This window comes from Halomarina ordinaria, assembly GCF_030553305.1.
In the GTDB taxonomy this organism is placed as follows: domain Archaea; phylum Halobacteriota; class Halobacteria; order Halobacteriales; family Haloarculaceae; genus Halomarina; species Halomarina ordinaria.
This window is the reverse complement of record NZ_JARRAH010000006.1, coordinates 20,928-38,593: the sequence shown is the minus strand read 5'-3', so window position 1 is coordinate 38,593 and position 17,666 is coordinate 20,928. Positions and strand designations below refer to the sequence as shown.

Here is a 17,666-nt window from a genome sequence, read left to right as displayed (position 1 = left end):
CGCGGTCAGTCATACGCCTCGCGGAGTTCGGCGTCGGGTTCCCACAGTCCGTCGGTGCTCGTCAGCGGCAGCCTGACGGCCGCGCTGAGCAGCGACACCTGCGCGTCGAACAGCGCGTAGAACGGCTGGAACGGTCCGAGGACGTCGCGCGACCCGGCGGCGACGAAGGCGAGGAGCGCGGCGGGCAGGGCGAGGCCGGCGACCCCCGCCGTCGTCACCGCGCCGAGGACGAGCGCCGCGAGGCCCGTCGCGAGCAGCCACGGCGAGACGAGCATGAACAGCCAGTTGAACGGGAGGACGACCCGACCGTAGCGGCCGTGGCGACCGAGCGCGTCGCGCTGCTGGACCAGCAGGCGGACGAGGCCCATCGCCCGGCGGTCCTTCTGTTTGCGGCGCTTCGCGAACGCCGAGTGGGCCGCCTCCATGTACGCGACGGCGGGGTCGAAGACGACCCGGCCGCCGTTACGCCGGATCCGCAGCGCGAGTTCGGAGTCGTCGGCCAGCGACCCGGGGTCGATGGGGACGACCGCCTCGCGGCGAAACGCCGAGAACGGCCCGTGGAAGATGAACGTCGAGTCGAGGTGCGACTCGAGCGTCTGGATGTGCGACTGGATGCCGCGGTAGTCGGTCTCGACCTCGCTCCCGCCGAGGACCTCCGCGTTGCGGCCGGTGACGCCGTCGACGGCGGGGTCGGCGAAGTTCGCCATCGCCTCGCGGAGCGCGTCGGGCGCGAGGCGGGCGTCGCAGTCGGTCTTGACGATGATTTCGTTCTCGGCGGCGGCGTAGCCGTCGTTGAGCGCGCGCGCGAGGCCGCGGCGGTCGCCCTCACGGATGAGCGTGGAGGCGGGCGCGTCGCGGTCGGCGAAGAACGACTCGACGAGGTCGGGCGTCTCGTCCGTGCTCGAATCGACGACCACGATCTCGACCTTCTCCATCGGGTAGTCGAGCGCGACGAGGTCGCGGAGCTTGTTCTCGACGATGCGCGCCTCGTTGTACGTGGGGAGGACGACGCTCACGGTCGGTTCGGACGGTCGCTTCGCGGCCGGCGACCCCGACGGCCTGACCCACGCGTACAGCGCGAGGAAGCCGACGTAGGGGAGTGCCGTGGCCGCGAGGAGCGCGACGCCGAGGGCGACCAGCGCTAGCACGACCCGCCGCGTTCCCTGTTACGCCGACTCCCCCCACGACACATCACTCCCGGTTCCATACATTCGGAGAACAGTGACAGTCGGATTACTATACGGTACGTACTGAGGAGTAGGAGCCCCATACTGCGCGCGAGCGGCCCCGTGGCCGTCTGACGCCGCTCGCGCCGACGGTACCGGCTCCATAGTTATGCCCCTGGTCCCGCTACGCCCGCCAATGAGCGAGCCAGCGGCCGGCGACGCGTCGATGCGCATCGGGATGGTGTTGCGGGGGTTCTTCCCGCACGACGTCCGCGTCGAGAAGGAGGCGCGGGCGCTGTCGGCGGCCGGCCACGACGTCCACCTCCTCTGTCTGGGCCGGGAGGAGGGACGAGAGCCGACCTACGACCGCGTCGGTCCGATAGCGGTCCGGCGCATCCACCGCCGCGAGCGCTACACCACCGTCCAGCGGACCGCCAAGACCGTCCGCTACCTCCTGACGCTCACCGACGTCATCTGGCGCCGCGAGATGGCGCGCTTCGTCGAGGAGGAGCGCCTCGACGCCCTCCACGTCCACGACCTCCCGCTCGTCCGGACCGGCCTCGCCGTCGCCGAGGCGTACGACTGCCCGCTCGTCGCCGACCTCCACGAGAACTACCCCGAGGCGGCCCGCCAGTGGCGCACCGGGATGGCGCTCCCGCGCCGGACGGTACAGACGCTGTTCACGCCCGTTCCCCGCCTCAAGCGCCTCGAACGCGACGGCGTCCGACGGGCCGACCGCGTCCTCGCCGTCACCGAGGAGGGGAAGGCCCACTACGTCGCCGACTGCGGCGTCTCCCCCTCCTCGGTGGCCGTCGTCTCGAACACCGTCGACCTCGACACGTTCGACGCCGAGACGCCACCCGTCGACGGCTACGAGGAGGAGTTCGTCCTCGGCTACGTGGGCAGTTTCGGCCCTCACCGGGGGCTGGAGACGGCCATCGAGGCGATGCCGGCCGTCGTCGAGCGCGTCCCGAACGCCCGCCTGCTCGTCGTCGGGTCGGCCGGCGAGGCCGCCTACGACCGCCACCTGCGCGAGGTGGCCGAGGAGACGGGCGTCGGCGAGCGCATCACCTTCACCGGCTGGGTGGACTTCGAGGCCGTCCCCGCTCACATCGCCGCCATCGACCTCCCGTTCGTCCTCCACCGCGACAACCCCCACACCGCGACGACCGTCCCCCACAAGCTCTTCCAGTACATGGCGATGCGAAAGCCCGTCCTCGTCACGGACGTCGGCACGCTCGGTCGGGTCGTCCGCGAGGCCGACTGCGGCCGGGTCGTCGCCGACGGCGACAGCGCGGCGGTCGCGGACGCGACGGTCGAACTGGCCGAGGACCCCGCGCTCCGTGAGCAGTTAGGGGAGCACGCCCGCGGGGCGGTCGAGCGGACGTACAACTGGGAGCGCGAGACGGCGACCCTCAGAGGGGTGTACCGCGACCTCGCGACCTCAGCGCGCTAGGAGCGACCGGACGCGGCGGGCGACGGCGAGGCCCCGGGGGCCGAGCGGCGCGAGGGCGGCGAGCGCGAGGTGGTCGGGGGTCGGGGCCGCCCGAAACGCGGCCGCGAACCGCCGGGTCGCCTCCCATCGCTCCCCGCGGTCGAGCGCGAGCAGTCCCCGCTCGCGCGCGCTCGCGGCGGCGAACGCACGTGCGACGCCGGTTTCCTCGATTGCTCCCTCGAACTTCTCGGCGACGAGCGCCCGCGCCCGGACGTCGTAGCCCGGGTCGCCGGTGACGTTGTCCCCACCGTGGGTGCGCTCGACGAGCACCTCGGGGAGCAGCGCGACCTTCCACCGGCGACAGAGGCGAACCGTGAGGTCCCAGTCGCAGGCGACGTCGAACCCGTCGTCGTAGCCGCCGACCGCCTCCAGACACGTCGCGCGGGCCATGTGCCCCGAGTGGGGGAGTATCGACATCTCGACGAGCACGTCCGGGTAGACGTCGCCGGCGGCGTCGGACTCGACGCGCGCCTCCAGGCGGCCCTCGCGGTCGACGATGCGGCCGTGGGTGTAGACGCCCCAGTAGTCGTCGTCGAGCGAGTCGAGCGCCGCGACCTGGCGCTCGACCTTCGCCGGGTGCCAGCGGTCGTCGTCGTCGAGCGGGCAGACGTACTCGCCGCGGGCGGCCGCGAGGCCGCGGTTGCGCGCCGCGGGGATGCCCTCGTTCGTCGCGCTGTGGACGACGCGGACGCGCTCGCGGTCGGCGGCGTAGTCGTCGAGGACCGCCCGGGTGTCGTCGGTGCTCCCGTCGTCGACCACCACGACCTCCAGGTTCGAGTACGTCTGGTCGAGGGCGCTCTCGACGGCCCCGGTGACCGCGCCCGAGCGGTTGTACGTGGGGACGACGACGCTGACGAGCGGCCCGTCGGTGCGAGGACTCACGGCGAGCGGTCGGTCGCGTCCGGCGCGCGACGCCGCCCGACGCGGGGCGTCCCGCCGCGGGCGCGCGCGCGTTCGTGTTCGACGAGGTCGGTCAGCGCCATGACGTACGCGCCGACCTCGTAGGCGCCCTTGAACTGCTGGTCGGCCACGTCGAGGCGGCCGTCGGTCGTGAGGAACCGAACCGGGACGCCGAGGCCGCTCACCTCGGTCAGGTCGGCGCCGAGGTCGTTGCGGCCGTAGATCCAGCGCATGGCCTCGCCGAGGGCGTCGTCGTAGTCGCGCTCGCCGCCCGCGGCGTAGTAGTGCGCCACCGCGACGACGAAGAACGTCTGGTGACACGGGTAGAGGAACTCCCAGTGGGGGGGTCGCGAGAAGCCGGTGCCGAGGCGGCGGCGCAGTTCCGCCCCCGCGTACGTCCGCCGGGAGGGGTCCTCCCAGATGAACGCGCCGTCGTCGCGCATGCGCTCCTCGATGGTGTAGTCGAGGACCGCCTCGACGTTCTCCAGGTAGCCGGTGCAGCCGGTCACCTCGACCGCCCGCGAGAGCGCCCAGAGGGTGTACATCTGGTTCTGGTGGCGGCGGGTGGTCGGGTTGTCGAAGTAGAAGAGCGTCTTCCAGGCGTTCTGTCGCTCGACGAGTTCGTAGAGCGCACCGTCGATGGAGCGCCGGAGGTCGGCACCCGGGTCGACCTCGTAGAGGTAGGTCCAGCCGTAGAGCAGGAGCGAGTCCTCGCTGTCGTCGAAGTCGAAGCGCTCGTCGGCGTGCTCGTAGAGGTCGCGCGCGACCGTCGCGTACTCGGTCCCGTAGACGGTCGCCGCGCGCGCGAAGGCGTAGGTGAGCGCGCCGATGCCGTAGCTCGGCATCTCGCGAAGGGTGTCGGGGTCGGCGACGCGCTCGCGGAAGTACGCCAGTTCGCGCTCTATCTTCGCGTCGCGGCTCCCGTCGCCGAGCGACGAGCACCGCCAGCGCAGCGACCCCATCAGCGCGAACGGGGCGTAGCGCCACACCACGTCGTCGGTCGGCGTCCACCCCGCGATGGTGCCGTCGGCGACGTCGTACTCCAGCGCCCGGACGATGTGGCCGCCCTCGGCGTCCCAGAAGCCGTTCTCGTCGGTCGGGCGATAGAGGCAGTCGAGCGCCCGTTCGACGTGGCGCTCGTAGTCGAGGGGCCGCGCGCCGAGGACGAGGTAGGAGGCGTCGTCCCAGTCGTCGCGCGCGTCGAGGCGGTCGTCGAGGCGCTTCGCGGCCGTGACGAACGGCCGCTGGAGCGCCGGCGGCGCCATCGCGAGCTTCGAGTGCAGCCAGTAGGGGTGCTGGTAGACGAGGTCGTAGTCCGCCAGTTCCCACCCGGGGGCGAGCAGCGAGCGGGCCGCCCCGGGCGTGTAGTAGCGCAGGCTGAACCGACCGCCGGTGTGGTACGGCGAGCGGGGCGTCGGCACGGAGAAGACGAACAGGCCGTCGCCGCGCGTCACGCGGCGCACCTCGGCGGTCAGGGCCGTCACGTCGAGGAACTTCCAGTCGTAGGGCCCGATGGAGACGCCGCCGTCGAAGTGGTCGTCGGGGAAGGGCAGCCGGGGGGTCTCCGGGTCGACCCACTCGTAGCGGTCGACCTCGTCGCCGAGCACCTCGCGGGCGTAGTCGATGGCCGTCGACGAGAAGTCGACGCGGGCGACGTACGCCGCGTCGAGCCCCCGGGTGACGTTCGCCTCGGAGGCGATGTCGAGGACCCGCTCCCGCGCCCCGAGCACCTCCCACGCCGACTCCTTCTCCGCGTCGCGGAGGTACTGGTAGACGGGGTCGGCGGGCGGCTGGTTCACCCAGCGGGTGAGCACCTCGTCACGCATCCGGGTCCCTCGCGGTCGGCGCGTCGCTCGGGTAGGCGATAGGTCGCATCGTGAGGGGATAGACGCGAGAGGGTTATTATAAGTCACGAGCTACCGGGGCGGGGAAGGACCGCGAGGAGGCGCGTCCGCATCCCGCCGTGGCCGAGGACGCACAGTCCGTAGACGGCGACGCCGAGGCCGATGAGGCCGAACAGCCGGGGGACGGTCGTCGGCGGGACGGCCCGCGAGGCGAGGACGACCGCCGCGCCCATCGCCAGCGCGGCCCCGACCTGCCAGGCGACCGCCCGGCGGTCGACCCCGAACGCCATCGAGCGCCGGAGGACGGCGACCTGGAGGACCGCGGCGGTGCCGGCGGTGGCGAACGTGGCGACCGCCGCCCCGAGCATCCCGAAGACGGGGACCAGGAGGAGGTTGAGCGCGACGTTCGCCGCGACGGTGACGGCGTTGGTCCAGAAGACCACCCGCTCGCGCTCGGTACCGAGCAGCGTGCTCTGGGCGACGTCCTTCACCGCCTGCAGGAGTTTCTCGGCGACGAGGACGACCAGCACCAGCCCCCCGGTCTCGAAGCGGTAGACCACCTCCATGAACGCCTCGCCGAGGACGGCGACGCCGACGACGGCGGGAACCACGAGCAACAGGGCGTAGGTGACGGCCTCGCTGACGGCGCTCTCGATGCGGTCCCACTCCTCGCTGGCGTGCCAGCTGCTCACCGAGGGGGCGAGCGCCACGCCGATGGAGGAACTCGCGAGCATGACGACGAGGCTGACGCGCCAGGCCGACTCGTAGACGCCGACGGCGGCCTTCGACGCCAGCAGCGCGAGCACCAGCGTGTCGAACCAGCTGTAGGCGAGGTGACTGACGTTCATTCCGGCGGCGTACTTCGAGAACGAGAGGAGGCTCCGGACGGTCTCGCGGGTGGGACGGCGCAGCCGCGTCCGGATGAGGCCGGCGGCGGCGACGGCGCGGAGGAACTGTCCGAGCATGAGGCCGTAGACGAGGCCGACGGCGCCGAAGCCGGCGAGGACGAGGCCGACGCTCACGCCGATGCGGGCGAGTTCGCCGAGCAGTTCCAGGCCGGCGGTGGTCGCGATGCGCTGCTCGCCGCGGAGCGCCGAGATGAGCACCCACTGGGCCGTCTCGACGGCGAGGACGACCACCAGGAGCGGGACGAGCGCGAGTTCGAACAGCGCGTCGAGCGGCCCGCGCGCGAGGAGGACGACCAGCGAGACGCAGACGAACGGGACGGTGACGACGGCGAGCGCGCCGGTGAGGTACCGTCCCCGCTCGGCGTCGGTGTCGGCCGCGCTCATGCGCTTGATGACGGCGTTGTCGACGCCGAAGCGCGAGAACACCGCGAGGACGTTCACGACCGTCTCGAACGTGAAGTAGAGGCCCAGCCCCGAGGAGCCCAGTTCCCGCGCGAAGTAGACCGTGCTGATGAAACCGACGAGGCTGATGACGATACGGGCGCCGTACAGCGCGACGCTGGAGCGGTCGAGGTCCACGGGTTACGCCCGCCCTCCCGTGGTCACGCCTCCCCCCGCGAACACCCGAACGGTCATCGGTAGCCGAGGTCCGCCAGTCGCCGGTGCACGTCGGCGTCGAGCGGGTCGGCGTCGCGCTCGTCCGCACGGGCGCGGGCGCGCTCGCGGAACGCCGCGAGGTCCGGTTCGGTCGTGAAGAACTCGCTCGCCCAGTCGGGCACCGTCGCGTCCCCCTCGACGGGCGTCTGCTCGCACGGGCGCGCCGGGTCGAGGTCGTAGGCGCGAACCGTCCCCGCGTCGTCCCAGACCCACTTCCGGTCGTCCTCGTAGACGCAGCGCCGGGCGCGGTCCCAGCGCTCGCCGGTCAGGGCGTCGTTGCTCGGCGTCCGTCCGACGAGTTCCGCCGCCGCCCGGTCGCGGACGACGTCGGGAGTCTCCCCGCGCGCGAGGCCGACGAGGAGCCGACCGAGGTCGAGGTGCGAGACGGACCCCTCGACGGTGCCGAGGTTCTCGGGGGCGTTCAGGACGCACAGCGGGACGTGCAGGAGGCCCTCCGAGAGGCTCCCGATGTGGCCGAACAGGCGCTCGTCGTCGGTGTACGCGAGGTTCTCGCCGTGGTCGGCCGTGACGACGACGGTCGTCTCGCGGTCGGTCGCGTCCTGCAGACGGTCGACGAAGTCGACGGTCCAGCGGTCGAGGTAGTCTATCGACGCGCCGTACAGCGCCCGGTAGCGGCGCACGTCCGTCATCCGGCCCGGCACGTCGCCGACGACGTCCGCCGGGTCGAGGGACTCGGAACTCCACCCCCGGGGGACGCCGCCGGGGCCGTCGTACCCTCGAACGCGACGGTGGGGTTCGTGGGCGTCCATGACGTTCACGAAGAGGAAGAACGGTTCGCTGTCGAGGCGAGAACGGGCCGCGCGCCCGGCGACGCGCGCGCCGTCGTCGAACAGTTCGGGGAGCGCGCCGAGCGGCCCGTGGCGCACGAGGTCGTTCGCGCGGTGGGCCGCGACGTTGGCGAGGCTTCGAGCGGGGTGGTCGTGGGCGGCGACGGCGCGCGCGAGGGCGCGGTAGGTGGCGAGCCCCTCGCCCGCGTGCTCGTCGACGAAGGCGACCGGGTCGAGCGCGTCGGGGTAGCGCCGGTAGCGCGTGACGTCCGCGAAGTCGTCGAACAGGCCGTCGAAGCCGTAGGCCGACCCGGCGTAGACGTTGGCGCTGACGCCGACCGCACGGTGGTCCGGCAGGTCGCCGAGGAGCGTCGCGGAACGGTCGAGGCCGGTGAACGACGGGGCGTAGGTGTGGACGCCGTGGTCGTGGGGGAGCCGTCCCGAGAACATGCTCGCGTGGCTGGGCGTGCTCCAGGCGCTCGCGGCGCGACAGCCCGCGTACTGCACGTCGGCGCGCTCGCGGATGCGGGGGGCGAAGGCGTCGAAGTAGTCCTTCCTGACCGTGTCGAGACAGAGGAGGACGACGTTCCGCGCCTCGTCCTCCGGCGGGGGGTCGCTCGCGGCGTGGGCCATCGTCTCGGCGGTGGGCCTGCCCCCGTATAAACAGGCACGGACTATCCCGACCGGTAGTCGGTAGCGTTTACCCCCGGTCGGCCGACCGGGCGGTATGCGCCGACCCGGCCGCCGGAGTGCGAGAGACGACCCGCGCGTGGCGATGCTCTGTACCGACCCCCACCCCGCCCACCGCGGGTTCGCCGAGGCGGTCGGCGCCGACCTCGTCGACTTCCGGCGTCTCGACGCCGGCCCGCTGTCGGGGACGCTCCTCGAGGACGCCCTCAACGGCCTGTCGTATCCACGATACGACGTCTACCTCGTCGAGGGGTCACAGCCGCTGTACGCGGCGCTTCTCGCGCGCGCCCGGACCGGCGCGCGCGTCGTCTACCTCTGTGCCGACCACGGCCTCTACGAACTCGGCCGCGGCGACTTCGCGGGGCAGTCGGCGGCGAAGTCGCTGGTCGGGCGGTTCGGCCGCCCCGCCGCCGAACGCGTCGGCCGGTGGGGTATCGACGGCTGCGTCGCCGTCTCGTCGTTCGCCGCCGACTTCGTCCGACCGTTCGTCGGCCCCGACGCACCCGTCCGCGTCGCGCATCCGTACGTCCAACCGGAGCGCTTCGACGCGCTCGGACGGGTCGACCCGGCGCTCGCGTCGACCCGGGCGGTCGTCGTCGGACGGAACGCCCGCTACAAGGGCGTCGACCTGCTCGTCGAGGCGTGGCCGCGGGTGCGCGAGCGCCACCCCGGGGCGACGCTGTCGGTCGTCGGGCGCGGCCACCCCGAGGCGTACGGGCACGTCCCGGGCGTCGAGGTTCGGGGGTTCGTCGAGGACCTCCCGGCGGCGCTCGGGGAGGCGGCGCTCGCGGTCCAGCCCTCGCGGATGGACACCTTCCCGGTGAGTACGCTGGAGGCGCTGCGCGCCGGCGTGCCGCCGCTGGTCACGGCGACGACGGGGACCCGCTCGGAGGCGTACGCGCTCGACCCGGCACTGGTCGTGCCGCCGACGGTCGAGGGGCTCGCCCGCGGGGTGTGTGACTACTTCGACCGGTCGGTCGCGGCGCGCGAGACGCTATCGGCGCTCGCCCGCGACCGGGGGCGGACGTTCGACGCGACGACCCGACGGGCGGCGTTCCGTCGGGCGTTTCACGCCGTGTGCGACGCCCGCTCGTAGACCGAGAGGACGCCGTCGACGGTGTCCTCCCAGTCGGGGAGGGGGGCGCTCGGTGCCGACAGGTCGGCCGCCGCCCGGACCGCTCGGGCGACCGACGGCGGGTCGGTGTGGTCGACGCCGACGCAGTCGGCGCGCTCCGCCCACTCGGAGAGCGCCGTCGTGTCGCTGACGACGCAGGGCGTCCCGCTGGCGAGCGCCTCGGCCACGGTGACGCCGTACGCCTCCAGTTCCGACAGCGAGACGAAGACCGACGCGCCGGCGTACAGCGCCGGCAGGGCCGCGTCGTCGACGTAGCCGAGGAACGTCGTCCGGTCGCGGACGCCGGCCAGTTCCGCACACCCCTCCAGCGTCGAGCGGTACGGTCCGGTGCCGGCGACCAGCAGGTCGTACTCGGGGAGACCCTGGAGCGCGTGGACGAGGTTCCGGACCCCCTTGTAGTCGACCAGACGGCCGACCGCGAGGAGGTAGGGACGGTCGGTCTCGAGGGGCGTCACCCCCGCGAAGCGCGCAAGGTCGAGGCCGTTCGGAACCACCGTGGCGTCGACGTCGAACCGGTCGGCGAGGCGGTCGCGCTCCCACTGGCTGACCGCGACGACCGCGTCCGCGCGCGCGAGGAGGCGCCGGCCGACCGGTCGATAGAGGGCGAGCAGTCGGTCGCGGAGTCGGGACGCGCTCCGGCCGTGGTAGTGGGGGGTGACGACGAGCGTCGCGTCGCCGGCCGCGGCGGCGGCGAACGCCGCCGGCAGGGAGTGGTAGTTGTGGGCGTGGACGACGTCGGCGTCGCTCGACAGGACCGACCGAAGGACGCCCGGTGCGACGTGGAACGCGCCGCCGGGCGCACAGCCGCGGTGACGAGCGACGGGGACGCCGCCCCCGTCGGTCTCGTGGACGTCGCCCTCGCCCTCGCCCTCGACGGGGGCGTCTGCGGCCACCACCGAGACGTCGTGTCCGCGAGCCGAGAGCCGTTCGGCCAGCTCGTGGACGTGCGTCTCGACGCCACCGACGTTCGGCGGGTAGCGATGTGTGACCTGCAGAACTCGCATCGTTTATCAGGACTTTCCTCGACCGGATTAATCGTTCGGTCCGGTCGACGCGTGCGAACCGAGGACGTGACCGGGTCAGCCAAGCGAGACGTCCAGGTAGAGCATGACGACGACGCCGAGGAGCGTCCCGAGCGTGGCGACGCGCTCGTGACCCCTGACGTGCGTCTCGGGGACGATCTCGTCGCTGATGACGAACAGCATCGCGCCGGCGGCGAAGCCCATCGCGTAGGGCAGGAGCGCCGACACCGTCCCGACGGCGTACGCGCCGAGGACGGCCAGCGGAACCTCGACGAGCCCCGAGCGGACGCCGGCGACCGCGGCGTAGAACCGCCGGTCCAGCCCGGCGTTGACCGCGGCCACCGACACCGCCAGCCCCTCGGGGACGTTCTGGAGGCCGATGGCGAGCATCAGCGGGATGGCGGTGTCGAGGTCGCCGCTGCCGAAGCCCACGCCGACCGCGAGTCCCTCGGGCATGTTGTGGAGCGTGATGGCGAGGACGAACAGCACGACGCCCGCGAGGCGCTCGTCGCTCACGGGGATGTCCTCGCCCGGGTTCGCCGCGTCGGCGCGCTGCCGGCCCGAGAGGAGGTAGTGCGCGTGGGGCACGAGCACGTCGGCGCGGTCGAGGAAGAGCGCGCCGAGGGCGACGCCGACCAGTACCGGGACCGGGTCGCCACCCGAGTACGTCTCGATGCCGGGGAGGATGAGGCTCGTGAAGCTCGCGGCGAGCATCACGCCCGCGGCGAACCCGAGCGCGCCGTCCAGCGCCCGCTCGGAGGGGTCGCGCCAGACGAGGACCAGCGACGCCCCGAGGAGGTTGAGCGACGCGATGACGAGGCCGCCGACCAGCCCCTGCACGACCGGATTCGACCCGACCACCTGGACGAACTGGTCGCCTACCACCCCCACCACCTGTCGAGTGAACTCATCGTCGTCGTCAGGGGAGTGTACGCCCGACCGTATAGGTCTACGAGTCGCCGCGGGGCTGTCGGTAGCACGTCATTTTCGGGGAGAATCGTATAGCCACATGCAGTATACATCACGTCGGAACGCCGTATCCACGACTCTCGGATGCTGTATCGCGATAATCCTGAATCGGTGATTCACTTCGTTGTAGTCCAGTACAACGAAGTAGACTTACGTGGGGCCGCGCCGTCGGTCGAGCCGAATGGGACTCGACGAGCGCGACGGCGGTGACGGGCGTGAGGACACGGGCCCTGCCCCACTCGGACGGGACGAGGAGAACCTCGAGACGCTCGTCGCGCGCTACCTCGATTCCAAGAGCCGAGGGGCGCGCGGGGACGGGACGCCGACGGGGACCTACCGGGCGAGCGCGGCGTCGGAACTCCGCCGGTGGCGCGCGTGGATGGACGCGCGGGACTACGGGCTCGTCGACCTCGACGACGACGGCCGACGGGTGATGCGCCGGTACGCCGCCCACCTCGCCCGGCGAACCCGGGGGGACGACGGCATCGCACCGACGACGGCCCACACCTACTTCGCGTACGTCTCCGGCTGTCTCTCCTACGCGGTGCGCGACGGCGTCCTCTCGCGGAATCCAGCGCTCGCCGACCGTGCGCGCGAGGAACTCCCCGACGCCGAGCGCGACCGGACCGACCAGCAGTTCTGGTCGCCCGAGCAGCGCCGGCGGCTGGTCGCGTTCGTCGACCGGCGCGCGGCGACCGCCGTCGAGACCGACGGCCTCGACGCGGGGACGCCGGTGCGCGACCGGGCGCTGGTGCGCGTCTTGGCGTACGCCGCCGTCCGGGGCGCGGAGGTCCTCAGACACCCGAAGGACGACCGGCCGGGGCGTCAGGGGCTCCGCTGGCGCGACGTGGACCTCGACCGGGGGACGATGCGCGTCCTCGGGAAGGACCAGCGCCGGGAGGCCGCGCTGTTGCCACGCGTCGCCGCACGGGGACTGGAGCGCTGGCGAGCGGTCCAGCGCCCCCCGAGCGACGACTGGCCGGTGTTCCCCACCGCCCACGCGCCGAGCAAGTACCGCGCCGTCCGCGAGGCGCTCGGCTCGGACGCCGACGAAATATTGGAGGCGAAGGACGTCGAGTGCGTCCTCCGCGAGCACGACGTCGCTCCGCCGGCGCTCACGACGGCGGGCGCGCGCTCGCTGCTGCGCCGACTGACCGACGAAGCCGGCGTCGACGTCGACGAGGACGGTCCGGGCTACCTCCAACTCCACGGTGCGCGCCGCGGGATGCTCGAGGCGGTCTACCGGCGCGACCGGGGGGACGCCCAGGACCTCGCGCGCCACAAGTCCCTCTCGACGACCCGGGAGGCCTACCAGCACATCGACGCCGAGGAGCGGACCGAACGCATCGACGCCCACCTCGACGAACTCGAGTGAGCGACGGCCGCGAAGCAACGCTCACCGGACCTCGTTCGACCGCGAACTGTCGTCGAACTCGTCCGAATGGGACAAACGATACTAACTGTACAAACTGTACAAATAATACGAACGGGACGAGACAGCCCATAGAGTTTGGCTGTCAGACCTGTTCGGGTCGTGGCTCCTCCAGTGGGACCCGGGCGCACGTTCGTGTGTCGCCGGAGCACACACCCGGGAGGACCGCACGACGAGTTGTCCGAGATATCCCAATCGTCCAAACTCGCCGAACCGTCAGAACCACCCGAGAGAACCGAATGGGTCGGACGAGGCCGTGAGCCGTCCTGTGGTGAGTAGGGGAACGGAGAGGAGAGGAGAGGAGAGGAGAGGAGAGGAGAGGAGAGGAGAGGAGAGGAGAGGAGAGGAGAGGGGGGTCGGGACGTCAGCCGAGCGCGTCGAGTTTGTACGAACTAGTACGTACGTCAGAGATAGCAAGTTCGTCCAAACTGTACGAGAGGTACGAACGTAAAGAGAGAGCCGAAACGTCCGACCGGCGTCTGACGTACGATTAAGGTCGCAGGTCCGAACGATAGAGTATGACCGTCCCGAAGTCCGGAACGACAGACCGAGCGAAGCGACGACCGGTGGGGTGCCGGTCGCGGAGGGGCCGGTGATGCCCGCTCGACTGGCCGTCTCGAACCAGAAAGGTGGCGTCGGGAAGACGACCGTCGCCATCAACGTCGCCGGCGCGCTCAACGCTCGCGGGCGCGACGTCCTGTTCGTCGACCTCGACCCGCAGGGGAACGCGAGCGAGGGCCTCGGCCTCCGCGAGGCGTACGACGCCGCGCCGCCGAGCCTCTTCGACGTCCTGACCGACGCGGAGTCCCGGGGCGCCATCGCCGACCTCGTCCACGAGCACCCCGCGATGGACGTGATCCCGAGCAACATCGACATGACCGCGGCGGAGCCGGAGCTGACGCTGTCGCGTCGCGGCGGCGAACAGTTGGCGCTGGCGCTCGACCACGTCGAGGACGACTACGACTACGTCATCGTCGACTGCCCGCCGCACCTCGGCTACCTGACCGACAACGCGCTGCACGCGACGGGGAACGTGCTGATTCCCGCGCTCGCGGAGTCGACGAGCAAGCGGGCGCTCGAACTCCTCTTCGACCACGTCGAGGCGCTGGAACTCGACTACGACATCACGGTCCGCGAGCGCGGTCTGGTCGCCAACCGCGTCGAGACGACCAACGAGGCCCGCGAGATGATGGCCTGGTTCGAGGACGCCTTCCCCGACATCCCCGTCTGGGAGGTCAGGAAGCGCGTCGCACTCCAGCGGGCGTTCAGCGACGGCGTCTCGCTGTTCGAGTACGAGGAACCCGTCGACATGGCCGAGGAGTTCCTCGCCATCGCCGCCGACCTGGACGAACAGTTCGGGTTCGGTTCGGCGGCGGCGACCACCGCGTCCGGCGTGGAGGCGTCGCGATGAGCGGCGAGGAAAGCCGCGCGGACCGGCTTCGAAACCGCCGAGGGCGTGCCCGCCAGCGCGCTGAACGGTCCGGCGAGGACGTGTCCCCCGAGATGGACGAGACGGACCAGACCGACGCATCGACGGACCAGACCGACGCATCGACGGACGCGTCGATAGAGACGGTGGACGAACCGGACGGTTCGACGAGCGGTGGTGCGACGAGCGATGGTGCGACGAGCGGTGTCGAGTCGGACGGCGACGGTGGTGACGGTACACTGGAACAGGAACGGGAACGGGGACGTGGTGGCGACGGTACTGACGACGGCGACGCAGGGACGGATTCGACGTCGCGGACGGGGCCCCCGAACGGAGAGACCGGGACGACCAGCGGGGGCGTCAAGAGCGAGCGGGTGGGGACCTACATGTACCTCCCCGACGCACAGAAGCGCGAACTGGACCGGGTCTACGGGACGCTCAAGGTCGCATACGAGTACGAGTACGACCGGGAGTTCGAGAAGAACCGCCACTTCTTCCCACTGGTCGTCAAACACGGCTTCGAGACACTCGACGGGGCGGACGCGAACCGTATCGCGTCCCTTCTGGACGACCTGTAGGGCGCGACCCGGTCGTCCCTCCGGTGTTCCTCCAGTGTCCCTCCAGTGTCCCCCCAGTGTCCCTCCGAAGGGACACCTCGCTTCCGGTGAAACCACCCGGGGACGAAGCGTCGCACTCGAGTAACGGCGAGGACGGCATCGAGGGCGAGGGGACGGGAGTGCGAGTCGCCGAGGGGACTGGGAAACGAGAGGAGGGAGAACGAACGAGAAAGGTGCGGACACACCGTGTTTCCGGTGGAAGTCGATAAATTCTTTAAATAGATAGTGTATTCAAAAAGAGAGTGTGTCGCCGATTCACCGGAAATTCGGTGTCCTCGCTCTCTCCCGTTCCGCTACTCATCCGTAGTGGTGTTCGGTCCCGGCCGGAATCGTCACGCTCGCGGACACCACGTTTCCGGTGAAATATCGACGGAGAGGCAATCGGCAGCGAACCGGCGTTCATCGTCGGACGGATTCGATCGAACCCTCGGCCGTCGACGCTCGGTTCCAGTCGTTCCACTGGAACCGATCCCTCAAGTCGGTCGGAAACGTCGAGACACACACACCGCGTTTCCGGTGAAACGGGGAGAGAGGCCCCTCCCCCCCAGGCCAGAAGAGGCACTATTTGCCGAGGACGGGGAGGAATCATCGTGACAGATACCGATCTGAACAGAAAAGTCAGATATAGCACGAGGAGTTGAGCTAGCTCCTCCGACGACGCCGATACTAGATACCAAAACAAATAAGCAGTAGCTAGTGCAACAGTCCATTAACTTACCGTTGGAGAGTAAGAGGAGAACGGTTACCGTTCTCAGGTCGTTCTCTCGGACCTGAAGGAGTGGACGAACAGGAACGAGGTGAGTGGCGCTCCGTGTATGGGGAGGCGAAGCTCCGTCGAGGGCTACGTGAACGAGGTCGCGCGGATGCGTCTACAAGCGGAGTCCCGCGGGGAGCGTCGAGGACGGAACGACGTGTAGAGCCCCCTCCGTGCGTCCCCCGAAGGTCCGTGACGGCCGCTCAGGCCGTCTTCGGCTCGTTTCGTGTCTCGTCTCGAAGCCGTGTTCCGGTCTCTCGACCCCTCGTTCGTCTCCCGTCGGGTGGCCCCACGGTTCTCGTTCGTCCGTGTCGTTTCTCCCTCGTCCACGTCGCTCGTTCCGTTTCGTCTCCCCCGCCGACCTCCCCTTCAACTGCACCCCACCCCCTCTCGCACCCCGTTTCACCGGAAACGCGGTGTGTGTGTCTCGCTTTTACGAACAACTCGTAATAAAATCACCTCCTCGACATAACACTACTAAACACCAGATTTCACAGAAGAACAGAAGTTTTCACTTCCACCCGGCTGTATGGGAAACAGTCAAGCAGTTTCACCGGAAACGTGGTGTCCAACGAATGACCGACACGGACGACCTATTCATCCGAGAAGACCCTATCTTCGTGAACAAGGAACTTCTCGAGATCAACCACCTCCCCGACGAGGGACGCATCGTCGGGCGCGACGAGGAGATCGGTCAGTTGGCGAACGCGGTCAACCCGGCTATCTTCGGCCAGAGCCCGAGCAACGTCCTCATCTACGGGAAGACGGGGACGGGGAAGTCGCTGTGTGCGAAGTACGTCTCCGGTCGCCTCATCAGGACCGCCGAGGAGGAAGGCGTGACGACGGCGTACGCCTACGTCGACTGCGCGCAGGACTCGACGGAGACGCAGGCGGTCCAGACCATCGCGAGTAGCCTCAACGACGCCGCAGCGACCGGTATCAACATCCCCGACAAGGGTATCAGCACGGCGACGTACTACAAGCGCCTCTGGACCATCCTCGACACCCGGTACGACGTCGTCCTCGTCATCCTCGACGAGATCGACAAACTCGACGGTGACGACATCCTCATGCAACTCTCGCGCGCGGGCGAGGCCGGGAAGCTCACGTCGTGCAAGATCGGCGTCATCGGCATCAGTAACAAGATCAAGTACAAAGACCGGATGGACGAGCGGGTGAAGTCGAGCCTCTGCGAGCGCGAGTTCGTCTTCCCACCCTACGACGCCCAGCAACTCGGCGACATCATGCAGGCACGCAGCGACGCCTTCCACGAGGGCGTCCTCGACGATTCGGTGGTCCCCCGGGCCGCCGCGCTCGCGGCGCGGGAACACGGGGACGCGCGCAAGGCCATCGACATCCTGCGCTACGCCGGCGAGATCGCCCAGTCCACCGGCGCGGACGTCGTCCGCGAGGAGTTCGTCGTCCAGGCGCGCCAGCGCGCGGAGACCGACCGGTTCAGGGAACTCATCCGCGGGTCGACCCCCCACTCGCGGTACGTCCTCCAGGCCCTCACGGTCCTCTCGCTCAACGAGCACGACGACGAGGCGTTCCGCACGACGCGCATCTACGAACTCTACGAGCAGGTCTGTCGCCAGGAGGGCTCGGAGTCGCTCTCGCTGCGGCGCGTCCGCGACCTCCTGAAGGAACACGCCTTCCTCGACGTCATCGAGCAGTCGCGCTACAGCGGCGGGAGCGCGGAGGGGAGCTACACCGAACACCGCCTGCTCGAGGACCCGACCGTCGTCCAGAGCGTCCTCGCCGACACCATCGACTGAGTCGCGGCGCTCCGGGTCCCCGTGCCCGCGCCGGTTCACTGGAAACGCGGTGTCAGCCTCGCCGATTCACCGGAAACGTGGTGTT

General features: G+C 70.3%; 13 protein-coding genes. 6 read left to right on the top strand and 7 right to left on the bottom strand.

The genetic code is table 11. From position 1 onward, the window contains the following. Positions 1-5 precede the first annotated feature (5 nt). Complete coding sequence (locus P1Y20_RS18490; RefSeq protein ID WP_304450168.1) at positions 6-1,148, bottom strand: glycosyltransferase; 1,143 nt, start codon at positions 1,146-1,148, stop codon at positions 6-8. 214 nt (positions 1,149-1,362) lie between these two features. On the opposite strand from P1Y20_RS18490, the gene P1Y20_RS18485 reads away from it, so the two are divergent. Beyond that, positions 1,363-2,622: a glycosyltransferase family 4 protein gene (locus tag P1Y20_RS18485; RefSeq protein ID WP_304450167.1), complete on the top strand. Its 1,260-nt coding sequence runs from the start codon at positions 1,363-1,365 to the stop codon at positions 2,620-2,622. Here the strand turns inward: P1Y20_RS18485 and P1Y20_RS18480 are convergent. The 4 genes from P1Y20_RS18480 to P1Y20_RS18465 all read right to left on the bottom strand — a co-directional run bounded on the left by P1Y20_RS18480 (position 2,611) and on the right by P1Y20_RS18465 (position 8,391). Beyond that, entirely contained in the window at positions 2,611-3,543 is a 933-nt protein-coding gene (locus P1Y20_RS18480; protein ID WP_304450166.1) for a glycosyltransferase family 2 protein, read from the bottom strand. The two genes, P1Y20_RS18485 and P1Y20_RS18480, sit on opposite strands and share 12 nt — an antisense overlap. Continuing rightward, on the bottom strand, positions 3,540-5,387 hold the full coding sequence (locus tag P1Y20_RS18475) for a class I SAM-dependent methyltransferase (protein WP_304450165.1): 1,848 nt from the start codon (positions 5,385-5,387) through the stop codon (positions 3,540-3,542). Before P1Y20_RS18475 ends, P1Y20_RS18480 begins: the two co-directional genes overlap by 4 nt. 83 nt (positions 5,388-5,470) lie before the next feature. Beyond that, entirely contained in the window at positions 5,471-6,892 is a 1,422-nt protein-coding gene (locus tag P1Y20_RS18470; protein ID WP_304450164.1) for an oligosaccharide flippase family protein, read from the bottom strand. Between the two features lie 53 nt (positions 6,893-6,945). Beyond that, positions 6,946-8,391, bottom strand: coding sequence for a sulfatase-like hydrolase/transferase (locus P1Y20_RS18465; protein WP_304450163.1), 1,446 nt, complete (start codon positions 8,389-8,391; stop codon positions 6,946-6,948). 94 nt (positions 8,392-8,485) lie between these two features. Here P1Y20_RS18465 and P1Y20_RS18460 point away from each other — a divergent pair, with 94 nt between their 5' ends. Beyond that, on the top strand, positions 8,486-9,544 hold the full coding sequence (locus P1Y20_RS18460) for a glycosyltransferase family 4 protein (RefSeq protein WP_304450162.1): 1,059 nt from the start codon (positions 8,486-8,488) through the stop codon (positions 9,542-9,544). On the opposite strand, the gene P1Y20_RS18455 is transcribed toward P1Y20_RS18460, so the two are convergent. After that, entirely contained in the window at positions 9,517-10,587 is a 1,071-nt protein-coding gene (locus P1Y20_RS18455) for a glycosyltransferase family 4 protein (RefSeq protein WP_304450161.1), read from the bottom strand. The two genes, P1Y20_RS18460 and P1Y20_RS18455, sit on opposite strands and share 28 nt — an antisense overlap. 75 nt (positions 10,588-10,662) lie before the next feature. Continuing rightward, complete coding sequence (locus P1Y20_RS18450; protein WP_304450160.1) at positions 10,663-11,499, bottom strand: ZIP family metal transporter; 837 nt, start codon at positions 11,497-11,499, stop codon at positions 10,663-10,665. A 256-nt stretch (positions 11,500-11,755) separates the two neighbouring features. On the opposite strand from P1Y20_RS18450, the gene P1Y20_RS18445 reads away from it, so the two are divergent. The 4 genes from P1Y20_RS18445 to P1Y20_RS18430 all read left to right on the top strand — a co-directional run bounded on the left by P1Y20_RS18445 (position 11,756) and on the right by P1Y20_RS18430 (position 17,581). Further along, complete coding sequence (locus P1Y20_RS18445; protein WP_304450159.1) at positions 11,756-12,949, top strand: tyrosine-type recombinase/integrase; 1,194 nt, start codon at positions 11,756-11,758, stop codon at positions 12,947-12,949. Positions 12,950-13,601: 652 nt separating this feature from the next. After that, on the top strand, positions 13,602-14,417 hold the full coding sequence (locus tag P1Y20_RS18440) for a ParA family protein (RefSeq protein WP_304450158.1): 816 nt from the start codon (positions 13,602-13,604) through the stop codon (positions 14,415-14,417). Next, positions 14,414-15,013 (top strand): DUF8160 family protein, encoded by a 600-nt coding sequence (locus P1Y20_RS18435; protein WP_304450157.1) that lies wholly within the window; start codon positions 14,414-14,416, stop codon positions 15,011-15,013. Before P1Y20_RS18440 ends, P1Y20_RS18435 begins: the two co-directional genes overlap by 4 nt. A 1,368-nt stretch (positions 15,014-16,381) precedes the next feature. Continuing rightward, positions 16,382-17,581, top strand: coding sequence for a Cdc6/Cdc18 family protein (locus tag P1Y20_RS18430; RefSeq protein WP_304450156.1), 1,200 nt, complete (start codon positions 16,382-16,384; stop codon positions 17,579-17,581). Positions 17,582-17,666 lie beyond the last annotated feature (85 nt).

Excerpts from the sequence above, each read along its gene's own strand:
- P1Y20_RS18485 (WP_304450167.1), top strand. The coding sequence starts at position 1,363 with ATGAGCGAGCCAGCGGCCGGCGACGCGTCGATGCGCATCGGGATGGTG.
- P1Y20_RS18445 (WP_304450159.1), top strand. The coding sequence starts at position 11,756 with ATGGGACTCGACGAGCGCGACGGCGGTGACGGGCGTGAGGACACGGGC.
- P1Y20_RS18440 (WP_304450158.1), top strand. The coding sequence starts at position 13,602 with ATGCCCGCTCGACTGGCCGTCTCGAACCAGAAAGGTGGCGTCGGGAAG.
- P1Y20_RS18475 (WP_304450165.1), bottom strand. The coding sequence starts at position 5,387 with ATGCGTGACGAGGTGCTCACCCGCTGGGTGAACCAGCCGCCCGCCGAC.
- P1Y20_RS18455 (WP_304450161.1), bottom strand. The coding sequence starts at position 10,587 with ATGCGAGTTCTGCAGGTCACACATCGCTACCCGCCGAACGTCGGTGGC.
- P1Y20_RS18435 (WP_304450157.1), top strand. The coding sequence starts at position 14,414 with ATGAGCGGCGAGGAAAGCCGCGCGGACCGGCTTCGAAACCGCCGAGGG.
- P1Y20_RS18430 (WP_304450156.1), top strand. The coding sequence starts at position 16,382 with ATGACCGACACGGACGACCTATTCATCCGAGAAGACCCTATCTTCGTG.
- P1Y20_RS18460 (WP_304450162.1), top strand. The coding sequence starts at position 8,486 with ATGCGCCGACCCGGCCGCCGGAGTGCGAGAGACGACCCGCGCGTGGCG.
- P1Y20_RS18465 (WP_304450163.1), bottom strand. The coding sequence starts at position 8,391 with ATGGCCCACGCCGCGAGCGACCCCCCGCCGGAGGACGAGGCGCGGAAC.